This is a genomic window from Bradyrhizobium sp. UNPF46 (assembly GCF_006658625.1).
GTDB classification, from domain to species: domain Bacteria; phylum Pseudomonadota; class Alphaproteobacteria; order Rhizobiales; family Xanthobacteraceae; genus Bradyrhizobium; species Bradyrhizobium nitroreducens.
In genome coordinates this window covers 100,351-118,339 of record NZ_LFJB01000084.1, presented here as the reverse complement: position 1 = coordinate 118,339, position 17,989 = coordinate 100,351, and the positions used below count along the sequence as shown (strand labels likewise).

Here is a 17,989-nt window from a genome sequence, read left to right as displayed (position 1 = left end):
GAGGAGAGCACGAAGGACACCGTTAAAACCATTCGCGCAGGGAAGGCCGGGCGACCGGCAACACCTGTGGTCCACCCCGTGTGCATTTCTATCGCGCACGGATCTCGGGTGCCAGCCGGCGCCCGGCCTTCCCTGCGCCCTTGTCTCTTTGGGCGCGGCACATGAAGCAAAACTCGGGCGAGATGCGTCGCGAGAAGGCGAACGCGCGTCTGCTGTTTGAAATGTGAGTTGGAGCGCAATGGCCCCGCCAACTGCTCCGTCATTGCGAGCGCAAAACCATGACCGTCACCCTGAGGTGCGCGCTCAGGGGCGCATCGCGCCACTGAGCAAGCCTCGAAGGGCGACGGCCCGGCTCTCGCAGCGGGGCCGTTCATCCTTCGAGGCTCCCGGCGCGATGCCTTGCATCGCGCCACTCGCACCTCAGGATGACGGACGGCAGAAACTACCGCATCATCATCCGCGCGATCGCTTCGCCAATCACCACCGTCGTGAAATGCGTGTTGGCGCGGCAGTCGGACGGCATGATCGAGGCGTCGGCGACGCGCAAGGCCGCGATGCCCTTCACGGTGCCATCGGGGTTGACCACGCCATCGGCATCATTGGCGCCGCTCATGCGGCAGCTGCCGGCGGCGTGCTGGATGTCGCCGGTCTCACGGCGCAGCACCGCGTCGAGCTCGTGATCCGGCAGCGCGGCGGCCTGCGGCAGCGTCAAATCCGTGTCGGCGAGTCTGATCCAGTCGGCGATGCCGGAGAGCGCCGGCTGCGACGTGATCACCGCGAGCCGCCTCACCGCATCGATCATGCGCAGCATGTCGCGGGGATCGGCCAGCATGTTCTCCTCGACGACGGGATCGATGGTGGGATCGGCCGAGGCCAGCTTGAGCGTGCCGCGCGAGTACGCGTTGAACAGACCCGCGCCGATCGCACCCGGCACGCCGATGCCGCGATGGTTGAACGCGATCAGGATCATGTCGCGCTTGCCGCCATCGGCAAGGCCCGAGGAATAGGTCACGCAGCAATTGGTGTGGCGGGTGTCGGGATCGGTCGGCCGCAGATTTTCGTGGAGCTGGATCGTGGCGCGAAACAGCGGATGGTCGAAATAGTGGCGGCCGACCGGCAAATCGCGCGCGACCGCGATCCCCATCGCCTTCAGCTCCTCGGCCGGGCCGACGCCCGAGCGCAGCAGGATCGCCGGACTGTGGATCGCGCCGGCGCAGAGCACGACCTGGCGCGCGCTGATCTCGTGAGTGCCCTGCCCTTCGATGTGAACGCGGACGCCGGTGGCGCGGCCGTCGCCGATCAGCACGCGATCGACCAGCGCGTGGCCCCGGATCTCCAGATTGGCGCGGCCGCGCGCGGGCTCCAGATAGCCCTCATTGGTGCTGATGCGGCGCAGGTCGCGGCTGTTGATGGGATAGCAGGCAACGCCCTCGCCGTCGGGGCCGTTGAGATCGGCGCACCAGGGATAGCCGCTCGCCAGCGCCGCATCGCGCAAACCGCGGTCGATCGGGCCCCATGTCTCCGGCGGCGCGCGATAGACCGGCAGCGGCCCGCCGCTTCCGTGGCCCTCGGCATCGCCGAACTCGAAATCGTCCTCGATCACGGAGAACAGCGGCATCACCTCCTTCGCCGACCAGCCGGTGCAGCCATTGGCCGCCCATTCGTCGAAGGCATCGGCGACGCCGCGGATCGCGATCTGCCCGTTCATCATCGAGGAGCCGCCGAGTCCCTTGCCGCGCCAGTAGAAGCGCGGCTCCTGCCCGGCCACCCGGCGCGACAACAGATCAGGCCACTGCCATTTCTCCTGGTACTCGCGCTTGTGGATGATCGGGATCGGGTTCGGCGTCCTCACCTCCCAGGGCGCCTCATCGGCGCGCCAGTCGCGGCCGGCTTCGAGCAACAGCACGCGCCGTGCGGGATCCTCGGACAACCGCGCCGCAACCGCAGCGCCGGCTGAGCCGCCGCCGACAACAATGACATCGTACATCGCGTTATTTCTCGACGTTCCAGAACACGGGGATGGCGGACGGTATCAGACCGCGCAAGGTGGCGCGATAGGCCGCGGGCTGCGCAAATTGTCCCCACGGGATCGCGGGGGCCTGATCGTACATCACGCTCTGGATCTGCCCGGCGATTTTCTTGCGGTCCTCCTCGGCCGGCGCCTTGGCGAAAGCTTCCATCAAAGGCGTGATGCGTGGATCGCACTGCCAGCCGGTGAAATCGGCGCAGTTGAACGCGACCATGACGTTGGTCAGCGGCGAGCCGAGATCGAAACCGCCGGCGTGAACGCCATAGACGCTCCAGCCCTCCTTCTTGGCGCGGCGCGCCAGCACGCTCGCCCAATCCATCACCTGCAGATCGACGTTGAAGCCGGCGGCCTTCAGCCGCTCCGCCAGCACCTGCGCCGAGACGCGGGGGGCTTCGAGATCGTTGGCCTCCATCACGACGACGGGCTCGCCGGCATATTTGGTCGCCTTCAGCGCGGCCTTGGCCGCCTCGATCGAGGGCTTGGCGGCGGCTTCCGTGCCGGCCTTGCTCTCATAGGTCGTGCCGCAGGTGAAGAAGGTAGCGCAAGGCGTCGCGTATTTCGCATCGAGGCCGAGGGCATCCAGCACCTCGCGCTGATCGACCAGCTTCCACAGCACGCGGCGGATCTCGGGATCGTCGAACGGCTTCGACGCGGCGTTGAGGCGATAGGCGCCGGCGAACATGTTGCCACCGGTGAAATTGACGAGCTTGACGCGGGAGTTCTTCTCCAACTGCGGCAGCAGGTCGAACGGCGCATATTGCATGAAGTCGACCTCGCCGGCCTGGAGCGCGGACGCCGCGGTCGCACCATCTGGGATGACGCGGATCTCGAGCGCATCGACGTTGACGCGCTTGCCGCCGGCGAGGAAGTCGGCGGGCTCGGGGCGCGGCAGATAGTCGGCGAACTTCTTCAGGATCATGCGATCGCCGGTGCGGTGATCGGCCTTGCTGTAGACGAACGGGCCGGAGCCGATGATCTCGGTGATGCGCTGGTCGCCGGGTGTTTTCGCGATGCGCTCGGGCATCATGAAGGCGACCGGGCTGACGGGATTGCCAAGCGCGTCGATGACGAGGCCGGAGGGCTCCTTCAACGTCAGCACGAAGGTCTTCGCATCGGTCGGCTCGAGCGAGGCCGTGATCGCAAAGATGCGGCGGCCCAGCGCGCTGCGGGTGCCCCAGCGACGCAGCGACGCCACGCAATCGGCCGCAGTGACCGGCTGACCGTCATGCCATTTCAGGCCGTCGCGCAGCGTGAACGTGTAGGTCAAACCGTCCGCGGAGACCTTCCAGTCCTGCACCATCTGCGGCTTGATGTCGCCCTTGGAGTCTTTCGCGAACAGCGTGTCGAACACCATGTAGCCGAACGTGCGCGAAATATAGGCCGTGGAGAAATGCGGATCGAGCGTGACGATTTCCGCCTCGAGCACCGCGACGAGATTGCCCGCGGCATGCGCTGGCGCCGCGACAATCGCGAGGCCGAGCAACGCCGGATGGAACGTCCTGAGTTTGAACATTGGTTTCTTCTTGCCTTGGCGAAACGGTTACGGTCGCCAGCAAAAAGCAATGTTCGTGCCCATACCGCGAAGCTACGTATGCGCTCACGACTATCAGCCGCGCGTTTGCACGATGCAGGTCAAAGCGCGCTGTTACCACCTCTCGTCATTGCAAGCGCAGCGAAGCAATCCAGAGTCTATCTGCGGCGGCAGTCTGGATCGCTTGACTGCGCTTGCAATGACGGAGGAGAACCGAATGGAGTCACGCTCTCTCGTGCCCCGGACGCGGCGCAGCGTCCCCGGCGATGCGAAGTATCGTCCGGTGCGGTGCGCTGCAGAGCCGGGGCCCATCTCGCCGCGTGCTCTGCCGACGCTGGGTCCCGGCTCTGCGCAGCAGCGTTTCACGCTGCAGCGCGTCCGGGACAAGAGAGCCCCTACCCGATCACTCGCCCGAACTTGTTCGACTTCGGGAAACCCTTCGGCGGCAGACGGCCGGCGTCGGCGCGGGTGCCCTTCCACTCGCTGAGCTCCTTCATGGTCGCGGAGAATTCGCGGCCCGCGGAGTCCTTCCAGGTCAGGCCGGCCTTGGCCTCGAACACGGCAATGTCGGAGAGGCCGCCGTCCTTGTACTTCTGCAGGCGCACGCCGCGGCCGCGCGCCATCTCCGGCACCTGGTCGAGCGGGAAGATCAGCATCTTGCGGTTCTCGCCGATGACCGCGACGGTATCCCCCAGCACTTCGGTGATCGCGCGCGCCTCGTTCGGCATGTCGACGTTGAGGACCTGCTTGCCCTTCTTGGTGGTGCCGACGCAATCGTCCTCGTTGACGACGAAACCCTGGCCCTCGTGGCTGGCGACCAGGAATTTGCGTCCGCCCTTGTTGACGAACAGCGCGACGGGCGCGGCCTCCTGCTCGAGGTCGATGAACAGGCGGATCGGCTCGCCGTGACCGCGTCCGCCCGGCAGCTTGGCGACGTCGAGCGTGTAGAACTTGCCGTTGGTGGCGAACAGCAAAAGCTTCGATGTCGTCTCGGCGAAGAACGCAAAGCCGAGCTTGTCGTCCTGCTTGAAGGCCAGCCCCGAGAGGTCCTCGACGTGCCCCTTCATGGTGCGGATCCAGCCCTTGTCGGAGACCACGACCGTCACCGGCTCTCGCTCGACGAGGGCTTCCTCCATCGCGGCGAGATCGTGCTCGGGCGCGTCCGCGAAGGTGGTGCGGCGCTTGCCGAGCGGCGTCTTCGGCCCGAACATGTCGCGGACCTTGCCGACCTGCTCGCCGACCTTCTTCCACTGCTCGGCTTCGGAGGCGAGCACCGCGTTGATGCCCTTGAGCTCGGCGCGGAGGTTCTTGTCCTCGGTGCGGATCTCCATTTCCTCGAGCTTGCGCAGGCTGCGCAGCCGCATGTTGAGGATCGCTTCGGCCTGCACCTCGGTGAGCTTGAACGCCGCCATCAAGGCCGGCTTCGGCTCATCCTCGGTGCGGATGATCTTGATGACCTTGTCGATGTTCAGATAGGCGATCAGGAAGCCGCCGAGCACTTCCAACCGGTGCTCGATCTGCGCCTTGCGGTAGTTGCTGCGGCGGATCAGCACGTCGCGCAGATGGTCGAGCCATTCGCGCAGGCACTCCGCCAGCCCCACCACCTTGGGGACGCGGCCCTTGATCAGCACGTTGAGGTTCAGCGGAATCTTGTTCTCGAGCTCGGTGAGGCGGAACAGCGATTCCATCATCAGCGCGGGATCGACGTTCTTCGACTTCGGCTCGATCACGATGCGGACGTCTTCGGCCGACTCGTCCCTGATGTCGCCGACCAGCGGCAGCTTCTTCTGGTCGAGCAGCTCGGCGACCTTCTCGATCAGCCGCGACTTCTGCACCAGGAAGGGAATCTCGGTGACGACGACGACCCAGGTGCCGCGCGCGCCCTCCTCCTGCGTCCACCGCGCACGGACGCGGAACGAGCCGCGGCCGGTGGTGTAGGCTTCGGCGATCGCCTGCTTGGAATCGACGCAGATGCCGCCGGTCGGGAAATCGGGCCCCTTCACCCACCGCATCAGCGCCTTGGACTTGGCGTCGGGCTTCTCGATCAGATGCAGCGCGGCCTCGCAAAGCTCGGCGGCATTGTGCGGCGGGATCGAGGTCGCCATGCCGACGGCGATGCCCTGCGCGCCGTTGGCGAGCAGGTTCGGGAAGCCGCCGGGCAGCACGACCGGCTCCTTCGACTGGCCGTCGTAATTGGGGCGGAACTCGACGCCGTCCTCGTCGATGCCTTCGAGCAGGAGGCGCGCGACATCGGTCATGCGCGCTTCGGTGTAGCGGTAGGCGGCGGGATTATCGCCGTCGATATTGCCGAAATTGCCCTGGCCGTCGACCAGCGGGTAGCGCGAGGAGAAGTCCTGCGCGAGGCGGACCATGGCGTCGTAGATGGCCTGGTCGCCGTGCGGATGGAACGAACCCATCACGTCGCCGACGATCTTGGCGGACTTCTTGAACGCCGTGCCGGGGTCGAGCCTGAGCAGGCGCATGCCGTAGAGGATGCGCCGGTGGACCGGCTTCAGGCCGTCGCGCGCGTCGGGCAGCGCGCGGTGCATGATGGTGGAGAGCGCATAGGCGAGGTAGCGCTCTTCCAGCGCCTCCTGCAGCCGGACCTCGTGAATTTCGGCCGGTTCTTCCGGCGGAACGATTCGTTTTCCCATGCCGCCCGGTTAAACCGTGGAAGGAAATCGGGCAAGGATGGATTGGTTCCCGGGGGCGGCCTATTGGCCGGCCCAGCCGGCCGTCACAGTCGGGGTCTGGGCCTGGCTAGGTGCCGGCGCATTGGTCAGGCAACGCCGGGCGGCCTCGATTTCGGCCTCCGTCGCGCCCTTCGACCGGGCCCATGTCTCTGCGGCTGCAGCGGAATATTTGGCCACATAGTACCGCACGACGGTGCACGAGGCGCGCCGGAACACGCCCGGCTGCGGCTCTCCGGCCATGGCATCAGGCGCGAACGCAAGCAGCGCCGCGGACAAGGCGAATCCCCTGATCAACATTTAGGCTGTCCCCGTTGTGGAACCTCAGGGCGAACTCGACCACCCCGATTTCGTTCCGGGGAACCTCATGTGAAGGAGCAAGGCAGAGTCCCGCTTCGCTCATGGCGCGGAGATGGCCGCCCTCGCCTGCTGCCGGGTCAGGGCGTTGATGAAGCCTGCCCGCGCGTCGGAATGGCCCTGCCCGCGCGGCTCCAGCACGTGGCGCTGCAGGAAGAGGCCCGTCAGCTGAAAGCCATCCTGCAGATCCTGGTCCGTGAGCTCGCTGGCGGTCTCGCCATGACGCAGGAAAGGCGGCAGCCGCAGCAGCCGGTCGCGCCACGGCTCGCCGGCGCCACGCGACACCGCTCCGCCGGATTTCGGCGAGACATAGATGAGGTCGGTGGTCTCGCCGGTCACCGCGCAATTCTCCAGCGCCAGGCCGAAACCGAGTTCGGCCAGCATCGCCAGCTCGAAATGGATGAGGTGGACGGCAGCGCTGCCGATGTCGTCGAAATCATCCAGCGAATGCTCGAGCAGCGCAAAAATCTCCTCGTGCGGATCGCGTTCCGGCAGCAGCCGCGCGACCGAGGCGAGATGGGTGACGCCGTAGACCCCATGGGACGATCCCAGCAGCGTGGCCGCGCGCAGCTTCAGCCCCTCGATGGCATAGGTGCCGAGATGCTCGTCGAGCCGCGCCCGCCACACCGCGCTGACGCTGTTGCCCGGCTGCAGCAGCGGCCGCAGCCGCGAGCTGGCACCGCCGCGCACGAGACCGAGATGCCGGCCGTGCGCGCGGGTCAGGAGCTCGACAATGGCGCTGCTTTCGCCATGCCGCCGCACGCCCAGCACGATGCCTTCGTCGGTCCATTCCATGTGGATAGATTACAGGATTCCAGCGAGGAGCGCAGCGCTCTCGTCACCGTCATTCCGGGGCGCCTCGAGGAGGCGAACCCGGAATGACGCTAGGCGTTGAACCAGCCCTGCGCGTCGCCGCTGAAGGAGAAATACAGGCCCATCGTCGTCAGCGCGCAGGACACGATCTCGATGGCGCTGTCGAGCTCCAAGCCCTTCTCGCCGATGATCTGGCCGAGCGATATCACCGACAGCACGAGCGCTGCCGCCAGCACCCAGCGCGGCCAGTTCTTGCGCCCATGCGCGGCGAGCCGGACGAAATAGACCAGCAGCAGAATCATGCCGCCGGCGAGCAAGGTCGCCGTCATGATCATCTGCTCGGTCATCTCGGCATTGGGCGTGCGGTCCTGCACCGCGACCGAGACGGCATCCAGCATCAACGATGCATAGAGCAGCGCTTCGAAGCGCCGGACGTTGGTGGGCACGCTCATCGGATACCGATCTGTTCTTGGTTATTCTCTCGGAAAGTCCAGGCCCATCTCGCGGTAGCGATCGGGATCGTCGCCCCAGTTCTCGCGCACCTTGACGAACAGGAACAGATGCACCGGCACGTCCAGGATCTGCATCAGCTCCTTGCGCGAGTCCGCGCCGATCGACTTGATGGTGGCGCCGCCCTTGCCGAGCACGATCTTGCGCTGGCTTTCGCGCTCCACGAAAATCGTCTGCTCGATGCGCACCGACTTGTCCTTGCGCTCCTCCCACTTGTCGGTCTCGACCGTGGACTGGTAGGGCAATTCCTGGTGCAGCTTCTGATAGATTTTTTCGCGCGTGATCTCGGCCGCCAGCTGCCGCATCGGCGCGTCGGACATCTGGTCCTCAGGGTAAAGGAACGGACCCGGCGGCACCATCTCGGAGAGAGTCTTGCGGAGGTCGTCGACGCCGTCGCCCGAGATCGCCGCGATCATGAAGGTGCGCGCGAACTTCATGCGCTCGTTGGCAGCCTGCGCCAGCGCCAGCAGCTTCTCGCGCTGGACCAGATCGACCTTGTTGATGACGAGAATCTTCTCGTGGTTGACGCTGGCCGCCTTGGTGAGGATTGCCTCGGCCTCCTCGTCGATCCCGGTCTTGGCGTCGAGCAGCACGCAGACGAGATCGGCGTCATGCGCCCCACTCCAGGCGGTCGAAACCATGGCGCGGTCGAGCCGGCGCTTGGGCAGGAAGATGCCGGGCGTGTCGACCAGAATGATCTGTGCGTTGTTCTCGATGACGATGCCGCGGATCAGCGCGCGCGTGGTCTGCACCTTGCGCGAGACGATCGTGACCTTGGCCCCGACCAGCGCGTTGACCAGCGTGGACTTGCCGACATTCGGCGCGCCGATCAGCGCAACGAAACCGCAGCGCGTCGCAGGGGGCGTCTCGCCGCTTGCTTCAGCCGTCATTGCTGCCGCCAACACCTTCTCGCTCGATCATCACTGAAGCTGCCACCTTCTCTGCCGCGCGCTTGCTGCCGCCGATGCCTTCGGCCGGCGCGAGCCCCGGCAGGTCCACCGCGACGCGGAATTGCGGATCATGATGCGGGCCGGTGCGCTCGACCTCGCGGTAAACCGGCGTCGGCAGCCCCTTCCCCTGCGCCCATTCCTGCAGCACGGTCTTGGGGTCGCGCAAGGGACGGCGCGGCTTGTGCATGCGCTCGGTCCAGTTGCGCTTGACGAATTCGGACGCCGCCGCGTAGCCGCCGTCGAGGAAGACGGCGCCGATCACGGCCTCGCAGATATCGCCGAGAATGGACTTGCGCAGGCGCGCGTCGGCGCTGGAGCCGACCGAGCCGAGCTTGATGTCGTCGAGCAGACCGAGCGACTTGGCGACGTCGGCGCAGCTCTCCTTGCGCACGAGCTCGGCAAGTCGCTTGGACAGCTCGCCCTCGTCGGCGTTGGGGAACGCATGATAGAGCATGTCGGAGACGACGAGCCCGAGCACGTGGTCGCCGAGGAATTCCAGCCGTTGATAGCTGTCGCCGCGCTTGCGCCCGGACTTCAGCGCCGAGACATGGGTGATTGCCTGCATCAGCATGTTCGGGTCGGCGAATTTGTGGCCGATGCGCGCCTCGAGAGCCGCGTTGGCATCGGTGCCCTTGGTCTTGCTGCTCCGCGTCCGCTTCTTCTTCGCGGGCGCCTTGCCTGCAGCAGCCCTGGTCGCAGCTTCGCCGTCGAGGCCCGCTTGTGCCTCGATCGGTTCGGCCGCGATGTCCTTGGCTTCGTCTTTCATCGGACGATTTTGAAGAAGCGATTCCAGCGCACCGCCCACGGCCAGCGCCAGAACATCCAGGCGTGCTCGCCTTCGCCGATGGAGAAGAAGATCATCTGGGCGCGGCCGATCAGATTCTCCTGCGGGACATAGCCGACCTGGCCGAGAAAGCGGCTGTCGGTGGAGTTGTCGCGGTTGTCCCCCATCATGAAGAAATGGCCTGATGGGACTGTGTAGACGTTGGTGTTGTCCACATAGCCGTTGTCGGCGCAATCGAGCGTCTCATAGGACACGCCGTTCGGCAGCGTTTCCTTCCAGCGCTTCACCCGGGAGATGCCGCCGCCTTCCGAGCCGCACGGCTCCTCGCCGACATATTCGCTCATCCGCTGCCGCTCGACCGGCGTGTCGTTGATGTAGAGCAGCCCGTCCCGCATCTGGATGCGGTCGCCGGGAAGACCGATCACGCGCTTGATGTAGTCGGTGGAATCGTCCTTCGGCAGCCGAAACACGACGATGTCGCCGCGCTGCGGGTCCGAGCCCCAGATCCGCCCGGAGAACAGCGGCGGCGAGAACGGAATCGAATAGTGGCTGTAGCCGTAGGAATATTTCGAGACGAACAGATAGTCGCCGACCAGCAGCGTCGCCTTCATCGAGCCGGACGGGATGTTGAAAGGCTGGAACAGGAAGGTGCGGATCACCAGCGCGATCAGGAGAGCGTGGATCACGACCCGGATCGTTTCGCCGACGCCGCTCTCAGTTTTCGTTCCCGAAGTCACGCTCATTGCTCTCTCAATTCCGGCCGGCGATCACAGAGCGCCCTCCTCCAGCGAACGGCCCACCGGTTCGCGGCGCAAGGAGATTGTCCTGATTCTGACAGTGAGGGCCAATTCCGGCGTAAAGCCGAATTCGCCCAGGCTGATTTGCGTCCGCGGACTTTTAGACGGTTGTCGGAGGCCACGCAATCAAGGATCGCATCAAAATTGGATAAGGCATTGATTTATAATCGATAATCATGAAATATCCGAGACCCCGTCAGGGTTTAGGCAGCGGGACGGCGGAAATGATGACGAAGGCCTGCGCCAGCGGCCAGTCGTCGGTGATCGAAAGGTCGATCCTGGCCTCGAACCCCTCAGGTGTCAGGGCCTGAAGCCGGGCCAGGGCGCCGCCAGTCAGTTGCATGGTCGGCCGCCCGCCCGGCAGGTTGACCACCCCCATGTCGCGCCACCAGACGCCGCGCCTGATGCCGGTGCCGAGCGCCTTGGAGCAGGCCTCCTTGGCGGCGAAGCGCTTGGCGTAGGTCGCAACCACCATCTTCTCGTTCTTGGCGCGGCGCTCCGCCTTGGCCCGCTCGGCCGCGGTGAAGATGCGGTCGAGGAAGCGCTCGCCGTGACGCTCGATCACCTTGGCAACGCGGGTGATGTCGATCAGGTCGGAGCCGATGCCGATGATCATGCCCGGCTCCGACCGCGGTCCATCGCCGCGCGCATGCTGCGCACCGTCTCGGCCAGCCCGACGAACAGCGCTTCGCCGATCATGTAATAGCCGATGTTGAGCTCCATGATCTCGGGCAGTGCCGCGATCGTCTCCGCCGTCGCATAGTCGAGCCCGTGCCCGGCATGGACCTCCAGCCCGGCCGCCCTGGCCAGCTTCACCCCCGCCACGATCCGCTTCCACTCGGCCTCGGCTTTCTCGGTGTGGCCGTCGGTGACGGCGTCGCACCAGGCGCCAGTGTGGATCTCGATCACGGGCGCGCGCAGCCGCGCCGCCATCTCGATCTGGGCGGGATCGGCTGCGATGAACAGCGAGACCCGAATACCGGCATCGCTCAGCCGCGCAATATAGGGCGCGAGCGCATTGTGCTGGCCGACGACGTCCAACCCGCCTTCGGTGGTCACCTCCTGCCGACGCTCCGGCACCAGGCACACAGCGTGCGGCTTGGTGGCGAGCGAGATGCGCATCATGTCGTCGGTCGCCGCCATCTCGAAATTGAGCGGCTTGGAGATCTCAGCCTTCAGCCGCGCCATGTCCTCGTCGCGGATGTGCCGGCGATCCTCGCGCAAATGGGCGGTGATGCCGTCGGCACCCGCTTCGATCGCCAGCAGCGCTGCGCGCACCGGATCGGGATGGCGACCGCCGCGCGCGTTACGCACGGTTGCGACGTGATCGATATTGACGCCGAGGCGAAGCGGAATTGCGGGCATTCTAGAACTCTCTCAACTTGTCATGCGCGGGCGCGACCCGCGCATCCATCCTCTTCGGAGAGATGGGTTGCCGGGTCTAGCCCGGCAACGACAGAACTTATCCATTAACACGTTCGACCTTGGCGACGACCGCCTTCGCGCGCAGCTGGGCCAGGATCGCGCTCAGATGCTTCAGATCGTAGACTTCGAGATCGATCGTCGTCTCCGTGAAGTCCGGCGAGCGGCGCTGCATGCTGATGTTGTCGATGTTGCCGTCGTGCTCGGCGATCACGGTCGCGATCTGCGCCAGCGCGCCGGGCTCGTTGACGTTCTCGACCTTGATGCGGGCCGGGAAACGCTGCGGCGCGGAGTCCTCGATGTCCCAGCGGACGTCGAGCCAGCGCTCCGGCTCCTCCTCGAAATCCTTCAGCGCCGGCGCCTGGATCGGGTAGATCGTGATCCCCTCGCCCGGCGTGACGATGCCGACGATGCGGTCTCCGGGCACTGCGCCGCCGTTCGGCGCGAACTTGATCGGCAGATCGGAATTGATGCCGCGGATCGGAATCGCGACCGGGCTGCGCGGCGGCTCCGAGGACTTCTCCTTGAGCTTGGCGGCAAGTCCCTTCTTCGCGCCGTAGCGCGCGATGCGCTCCTCCTTGTAGTCGGGATACATCGCGCGCGCGACGTGGGAGGCCTTGATCTCGCCGCGCCCCACGGCCGCCATCACGTCCTCGATCGACGTCCGCGCGAGCCGCGGCAGCGCGCCCTTGAGCTTGTCGTCGGCATATTCGATCTTGGCGCGCTCGAACAGGCGTTCCACGATGCGCCGTCCGAGGCCAGCATATTGATCGCGCACGGCAGTCCGCGTGGCGCGGCGGATCGCGGCGCGCGCCTTGCCGGTGACCGCAAGCGTTTCCCAGGCCGAGGGCGGCGCCGATTGCGCTTCCGAGGTCAGCACCTCGACCTCGTCGCCGTTCTGCAGCTCCGAGGACAGCGGCGCGAACTGGCCGTTGATCTTGCAGCCGACCGCGCTGTTGCCGACGTCGGTGTGCACGGCATAGGCGAAGTCGATCACGTTGGCATGGCGCGGCAGCGCGATCAGCTTGCCCTTCGGGGTGAAGCAGAACACCTGGTCGTGGAACAGCTCGAGCTTGGTGTGCTCGAGGAATTCCTCCGGATTGGCGCTCTCCGAGAGGATGCCGATGGTGTGGCGCAGCCAGGCGAAGGCGTTGGATTCGCGCTTGAGGAATTCGGTCGGCGAGCCGACGCCCTCTTTGTAGAACACATGCGCGGCGATGCCGCGCTCGGCGATCTGGTCCATCGCCTCGGTGCGGATCTGCAGCTCGACGCGCTGGTTGCCGGGGCCGATCACCGTGGTGTGGATCGAGCGATAGTCGTTCTGCTTCGGCGTCGAGATGTAGTCCTTGAAGCGCCCCGGCACGACCGGCCAGGTGGTGTGGACGATGCCGAGTGCGCGGTAGCAGGCCTCGATGTCGTTGACGACGAGGCGGAAGCCGAAGATGTCGGACAATTGCTCGAAGCCGACCGACTTGCGCTCCATCTTGGTCCAGATCGAGAACGGCTTCTTGCGGCGGCCATAGACCCGCGCGCCCAAGCCCCGGTGGCGCAGGTTGTTGGAGAGCTGGTCCTCGATCTCGCCGATCAGATTACGGTTGCGCTCGGCGAGCGCATCGAGGCGCTGCATCACGACCGAATAGGCTTCGGGATCGAGGGTGCGGAAGGACAGATCCTCCAGCTCCTCGCGCATTTCCTGCATGCCCATGCGCCCGGCGAGCGGCGCATAGATGTCGAGCGTCTCCTCGGCGATGCGCCTGCGCGATTCCGTCGGCACGAAGTCCAGCGTGCGCATGTTGTGCAGACGGTCGGCGAGCTTGACCAGAAGCACACGGACATCATCGGCAATGGCCAGCAACAATTTGCGCAGATTCTCGGCCTGCTTGGCCTCCCGCGACACCAGCTCCAGCCGCTTCAGCTTGGTCAGGCCCTCGACCAGCGCGCCGATCTCCGGCCCGAAGATCTGGTCGATCTCGGCCCGCGTCGCTTCGGTATCCTCGATGGTGTCGTGGAGCAGCGCGGCCACGATGGTGGCGTCGTCGAGCTTGAGGTCGGTGAGAATCGCCGCCACTTCGAGCGGGTGCGAGAAATACGGATCGCCCGAGGCCCGGGTCTGCGAGCCATGCGCCTTCATGGCGTAGACATAGGCGCGGTTCAGCAGGTCTTCGTTGGTGTTGGGATTGTAGGACCTGACGCGCTCGACAAGGTCATATTGACGCATCATGCGCGCGCGCGGCTTGGCCGGGCGCGCGACCGGCGCAGTCGGGGCCACGGCAACCGATTCGGTTGCGGCCTGCATCTGCGTGGATCTGCGACGCCGATATACCATGCCGTCCTGCCTTCAAACGAGCCCGCGGCGGCCCGTTGTATACATCTTAGCTCCGATCGCGCTCGTGTCCGATCAATTCAGTGACAGGACACGTCGCCAACCGACAACGCTATGGTAACCACGAAAACGTCAACAAAAGCAAAGGCCCGAACAACGGTTCGGGCCTTTGATAAGATCACAAGAAATCGACGATCGCGACTGACGATTTACTCGTCTTCCTCGGGCTGCTCCTCGGGCGGGGCGAGGCCTTCGAGACCCTTCAGGAGCTCCTCTTCGGTCATGCGTTCGACGGCGACTTCGGTATCGTCCGCATCGACGCTTGCACCCGCGGAACCGATCAGAGGCACCGTGTCCGGCTCGGGCTCGTCGACCTCGACGAACTTCTGGAGCGAGTGCACCAGCTCCTCGCGGAGGTCCTCCGGCGAAATGGTCGTGTCGGCAATTTCGCGCAAAGACACAACAGGGTTCTTGTCGTTATCGCGGTCAACCGTTAGTTGTGAACCGGACGAAATCATGCGGGCACGGTGGGCGGCCAGCAGGACCAAGTCAAACCGGTTGTCGACCTTGTCGATACAATCTTCTACGGTGACGCGAGCCATGGACTGTCGCTCCGTTGTGGGTGGGACGAAATATGTGGATGATTGGGGCTAGTTATAGGGGTCAGGCCAATTTCGCAAGGCCAATTTGTGATTTGGCCTCGCCAAACGGCTCTGCTACCCCCACATTGGGGCTGGGGTGGGTAGTTTCCCGGGCTGCCATTGAGGGCGGCGCTGGGTTTATGCAAGTCCGTCATAACTATACCTTGATTGCCCCGACTTCTCCGGATTTGCGGTTTCGACGGGTCTCAGCGGCACTTTAGAAATGCGCGGCTTGCTGTCGCCGCGCCAACAATAAAACGATCAATCACGAACACTACGCGAGCAAACTGAATGTCACCTTCTCCTACCAACAAGATCGCGCTCTTCATCGACGGGGCCAATCTCTACGCGACGGCGAAAACTCTGGGCTTCGACATCGATTACAAGCGCCTGCTGAAGGAGTTTCAGGGCCGCGGGACGCTGCTCCGGGCGTTCTACTACACCGCCATCATCGAGGATCAGGAATACTCCTCGATCCGCCCGCTGATCGACTGGCTGGACTACAACGGCTACACCGTCGTCACCAAGGCGACCAAGGAATTCATCGACGCCTCCGGCCGCCGCAAGGTCAAGGGCAACATGGACATCGAGCTCGCCGTCGACGCCATGGAGCTCGCCGAGCACATCGATCAGATGGTGCTGTTCTCCGGTGACGGCGACTTCCGCTCCCTGGTCGAGGCCGTGCAGCGCCGCGGCGTCCGGGTCACGGTGATCTCCACCATCGCCAGCCAGCCGCCGATGATCGCCGACGAGCTGCGCCGCCAGGCCGACGTCTTCACCGACCTCGTCGAGCTGCAGTCCAAGCTTGGCCGCGATCCGTCCGAACGGCCCGCCCCACGCGACCGCGGCGAGCGCGAGGCCCGCCACCACGCTCCGCAGTTCCTCCAGCGCGCAACCACGATGGCGCCGAGGGGCGATGACGACTTCGAGGAGTGAGGCGGCCCGGCCAAGCCGCCAGCCCCCCACCCTCGTTCCCGACCGCGATTGTCCGCTATGTCCGCGCCTGGTTGCCTTTCGCGCGGCAAACCGTGCACGCGAGCCCTTGTGGCACAATGCGCCGGTTGCGCCGTTCGGCGACATCAAGGCGCGCCTTCTGATCGTCGGCCTCGCGCCGGGGATGCAGGGCGCCAACCGCACCGGCCGCCCCTTCACCGGCGATTATGCAGGCGATCTGCTTTACGCCACGCTGCTCGAATACGGCTTTGCCAAGGGCAGCTATCAGGCGCGGCCCGATGACGGTCTGAAGCTGGTGGACTGCCGGATCGCCAACGCAGTGCATTGCGTCCCGCCGCAAAACAAGCCGCTGCCGGTCGAGATCAATACCTGCCGGCAGTTTCTGGTCGCCAATCTCGAGACGATGCCGAAGCTGCGCGCGATCATCGCGCTCGGACGGATTGCGCACGACAGCGTGCTCAAGCCGCTGAAGCTGAAGGCTTCCCAAGCCCCCTTCGGCCATGGCGCCGTGCACCAGGCCGGCGCGTTCAAGCTCTACGACAGCTATCACTGCTCGCGCTACAACACGAACACCGGCGTGCTGACGCCGGACATGTTCCGCTCGGTGTTCGCGAAGGTGAAGGCGGACCTCGATTAGGCTTTCGCGGGATTGGCCTTCAGCCAGTCCAGGACGTCGCCAGCATTCCGGTCCGGCGGAAACACCGGATAGAACACGTGCGTGATGCGGGCGTCATCGATAACAAGCGCAAGGCGCTTGATCAGCGTCAGGCCCGCGACCTCCATGGTCGGCAGCTTCAGCGCGCGCGTGAGCGCCAGCTTCTCGTCCGACAGCACAGGGAACGGCAGATGCAGCCGTGAGGCCATCTCGGTCTGGTAGTCGTTGCTCTGGGTCGAGAGCCCGAACACATGGGCGGCGCCGGCAGCCTTCAGCTCAGCGAACAGATCGCGAAACGCACAGGTCTGCGGCGTGCAACCGCGCGCGCCCGGGATCATGTCCCAATCGTCCACCAGCGCGATCTTGCCGGGCTCGCCGGTGCGCGGATAGGCGAACACCACGGTTCGGCCGCGCAGGGCCGACAGCGTCACCGAGGTGTCGTTGGTCGCCAACAGGCCGATCGGCGGCACCACCATGCCGGTGAGATGCGCGGCCGCGCCGTCATCGGCGGGGGCGGGAATCCGGCTCCAATCGACCTCAAGCAGGTTCCGCTGGGTCATCTCGTCAGCCCCTCGCCCGCATCAGGCGGCCCTTCTCGCGGCTCCAATCCCGCTTCTTCTCGGTCTCGCGCTTGTCGTGCAGCTTCTTGCCCTTTGCAACCGCGAGCTGCAATTTGGCGCGACCACGCTCGTTGAAATAGAGCTTGAGCGGGATCAGCGTCATGCCTTCGCGGTCGACCGCGCCCATCAGCTTGTTGATCTGCCGGCGATGCAGCAGCAGCTTTCGCGGCCGCTTGGGCTCGTGATTGAAGCGGTTTCCTTGCAGATATTCAGGAATGGTGGCGTTGATCAGCCAGATCTCACCGTCCTTGGAATCGGCATAGGATTCCGCGATCGTGCTCTTGCCGTTGCGGATCGACTTGACCTCGGTGCCAGTCAGCGCAATGCCCGCCTCGATCGTATCCTCGATCGCATAGTTGAAGCGGGCCTTGCGATTTTCCGCCATGACCTTGATTGGACGTTCGTTTTTATCGGCCATGGTGGACAAACCTGAGGAAGATGCAGGCGTAAGCTAGCAGTCTGGTTGAAGCGCGCGCGTCACTTCTTGAGGAGATCGCGGATCTCGGTCAGCAGCACGACCTCGGCCGACGGCTTCGGCGGCTCCGCGGGCTTCGTCTCTTCCTTCCGCTTCAGCGTGTTCATGGCGCGGATGACCAGGAACAACACGAAGGCGACGATGATGAAGTTGATCGTCAGCGTCAGGAAGCTGCCGTAAGCAAGTACGGCGCCTTGCTTTTTCGCATCCGCTAAATTGGTGGCTGTCACCGCCTTCGACAAGGGGGCGAAGTAGTTCGAGAAGTCGAGGCCACCGGTCGCGGCACCGATGAGCGGCATGATGATGTCACCGACCAGCGACGTGACGATGGCACCGAAGGCTGCGCCGATGATGACGCCGACCGCGAGATCGACGACGTTGCCCTTCATGGCGAACTCACGGAACTCCGTGAGCATCTTCCTGCCCTTCTCGTCGGCG

The 17,989-nt window shown here is 65.0% G+C and carries 18 protein-coding genes; 2 read left to right on the top strand and 16 right to left on the bottom strand.

Features of this window, described 5'->3' with window-relative positions:
• Positions 1-442 precede the first annotated feature (442 nt).
• The 13 genes from UNPF46_RS30460 to rpoZ form a co-directional block, all read right to left on the bottom strand.
• Positions 443-1,987 carry a GMC family oxidoreductase gene (locus UNPF46_RS30460; RefSeq protein ID WP_142252453.1) on the bottom strand — a complete coding sequence of 515 codons (1,545 nt, stop codon included), beginning with the start codon at positions 1,985-1,987 and terminating at the stop codon, positions 443-445.
• A 4-nt stretch (positions 1,988-1,991) separates the two neighbouring features.
• Complete coding sequence (locus tag UNPF46_RS30455; protein ID WP_142252452.1) at positions 1,992-3,542, bottom strand: ABC transporter substrate-binding protein; 1,551 nt, start codon at positions 3,540-3,542, stop codon at positions 1,992-1,994.
• Between the two features lie 413 nt (positions 3,543-3,955).
• Positions 3,956-6,214, bottom strand: a complete 2,259-nt coding sequence (gene parC, locus UNPF46_RS30450; protein WP_100177564.1) for a DNA topoisomerase IV subunit A — start codon at positions 6,212-6,214, stop codon at positions 3,956-3,958.
• A 60-nt stretch (positions 6,215-6,274) separates the two neighbouring features.
• Positions 6,275-6,550, bottom strand: coding sequence for a hypothetical protein (locus UNPF46_RS30445; protein ID WP_100177563.1), 276 nt, complete (start codon positions 6,548-6,550; stop codon positions 6,275-6,277).
• Between the two features lie 99 nt (positions 6,551-6,649).
• Positions 6,650-7,402 carry a DNA repair protein RecO gene (recO, locus tag UNPF46_RS30440; protein ID WP_100177562.1) on the bottom strand — a complete coding sequence of 251 codons (753 nt, stop codon included), beginning with the start codon at positions 7,400-7,402 and terminating at the stop codon, positions 6,650-6,652.
• Between the two features lie 89 nt (positions 7,403-7,491).
• Complete coding sequence (locus UNPF46_RS30435) at positions 7,492-7,872, bottom strand: hypothetical protein (RefSeq protein WP_100177561.1); 381 nt, start codon at positions 7,870-7,872, stop codon at positions 7,492-7,494.
• A gap of 21 nt (positions 7,873-7,893) precedes the next feature.
• The gene (gene era, locus UNPF46_RS30430) at positions 7,894-8,820 is read right to left on the bottom strand and encodes a GTPase Era (RefSeq protein WP_100177560.1); all 927 of its coding nucleotides are present in this window, start codon (positions 8,818-8,820) and stop codon (positions 7,894-7,896) included.
• A complete protein-coding gene (rnc, locus tag UNPF46_RS30425; RefSeq protein ID WP_100177559.1) occupies positions 8,810-9,646 on the bottom strand; it encodes a ribonuclease III in 837 nt (278 codons plus the stop codon). The genes era and rnc overlap by 11 nt, the downstream gene beginning before the upstream one ends.
• A complete protein-coding gene (gene lepB, locus UNPF46_RS30420; RefSeq protein ID WP_100177558.1) occupies positions 9,643-10,407 on the bottom strand; it encodes a signal peptidase I in 765 nt (254 codons plus the stop codon). The genes rnc and lepB overlap by 4 nt, the downstream gene beginning before the upstream one ends.
• Positions 10,408-10,657: 250 nt before the next feature.
• The gene (acpS, locus tag UNPF46_RS30415) at positions 10,658-11,077 is read right to left on the bottom strand and encodes a holo-ACP synthase (RefSeq protein ID WP_100177557.1); all 420 of its coding nucleotides are present in this window, start codon (positions 11,075-11,077) and stop codon (positions 10,658-10,660) included.
• Positions 11,074-11,826, bottom strand: a complete 753-nt coding sequence (locus UNPF46_RS30410; protein ID WP_100177556.1) for a pyridoxine 5'-phosphate synthase — start codon at positions 11,824-11,826, stop codon at positions 11,074-11,076. The genes acpS and UNPF46_RS30410 overlap by 4 nt, the downstream gene beginning before the upstream one ends.
• Positions 11,827-11,923: 97 nt before the next feature.
• The gene (locus UNPF46_RS30405; RefSeq protein WP_100177555.1) at positions 11,924-14,209 is read right to left on the bottom strand and encodes a RelA/SpoT family protein; all 2,286 of its coding nucleotides are present in this window, start codon (positions 14,207-14,209) and stop codon (positions 11,924-11,926) included.
• A gap of 206 nt (positions 14,210-14,415) precedes the next feature.
• On the bottom strand, positions 14,416-14,808 hold the full coding sequence (rpoZ, locus tag UNPF46_RS30400) for a DNA-directed RNA polymerase subunit omega (protein ID WP_008133017.1): 393 nt from the start codon (positions 14,806-14,808) through the stop codon (positions 14,416-14,418).
• Between the two features lie 330 nt (positions 14,809-15,138).
• On the opposite strand from rpoZ, the gene UNPF46_RS30395 reads away from it, so the two are divergent.
• Both UNPF46_RS30395 and UNPF46_RS30390 read left to right on the top strand, forming a co-directional pair.
• Positions 15,139-15,783, top strand: a complete 645-nt coding sequence (locus UNPF46_RS30395) for a LabA-like NYN domain-containing protein (RefSeq protein ID WP_028135957.1) — start codon at positions 15,139-15,141, stop codon at positions 15,781-15,783.
• Positions 15,764-16,438 carry a uracil-DNA glycosylase gene (locus tag UNPF46_RS30390; protein WP_100177554.1) on the top strand — a complete coding sequence of 225 codons (675 nt, stop codon included), beginning with the start codon at positions 15,764-15,766 and terminating at the stop codon, positions 16,436-16,438. The genes UNPF46_RS30395 and UNPF46_RS30390 overlap by 20 nt, the downstream gene beginning before the upstream one ends.
• On the opposite strand, the gene UNPF46_RS30385 is transcribed toward UNPF46_RS30390, so the two are convergent.
• From UNPF46_RS30385 to mscL, 3 genes are read right to left on the bottom strand one after another with little or no spacing between them, the layout of a single operon-like run.
• Complete coding sequence (locus UNPF46_RS30385) at positions 16,435-17,016, bottom strand: peroxiredoxin (RefSeq protein ID WP_100177553.1); 582 nt, start codon at positions 17,014-17,016, stop codon at positions 16,435-16,437. The two genes, UNPF46_RS30390 and UNPF46_RS30385, sit on opposite strands and share 4 nt — an antisense overlap.
• Positions 17,017-17,020: 4 nt before the next feature.
• Positions 17,021-17,494: an SsrA-binding protein SmpB gene (gene smpB / locus UNPF46_RS30380; protein WP_027530006.1), complete on the bottom strand. Its 474-nt coding sequence runs from the start codon at positions 17,492-17,494 to the stop codon at positions 17,021-17,023.
• Between the two features lie 59 nt (positions 17,495-17,553).
• Positions 17,554-17,967, bottom strand: a complete 414-nt coding sequence (mscL, locus tag UNPF46_RS30375; RefSeq protein WP_100181195.1) for a large conductance mechanosensitive channel protein MscL — start codon at positions 17,965-17,967, stop codon at positions 17,554-17,556.
• Between the last annotated feature and the right edge of the window lie 22 nt (positions 17,968-17,989).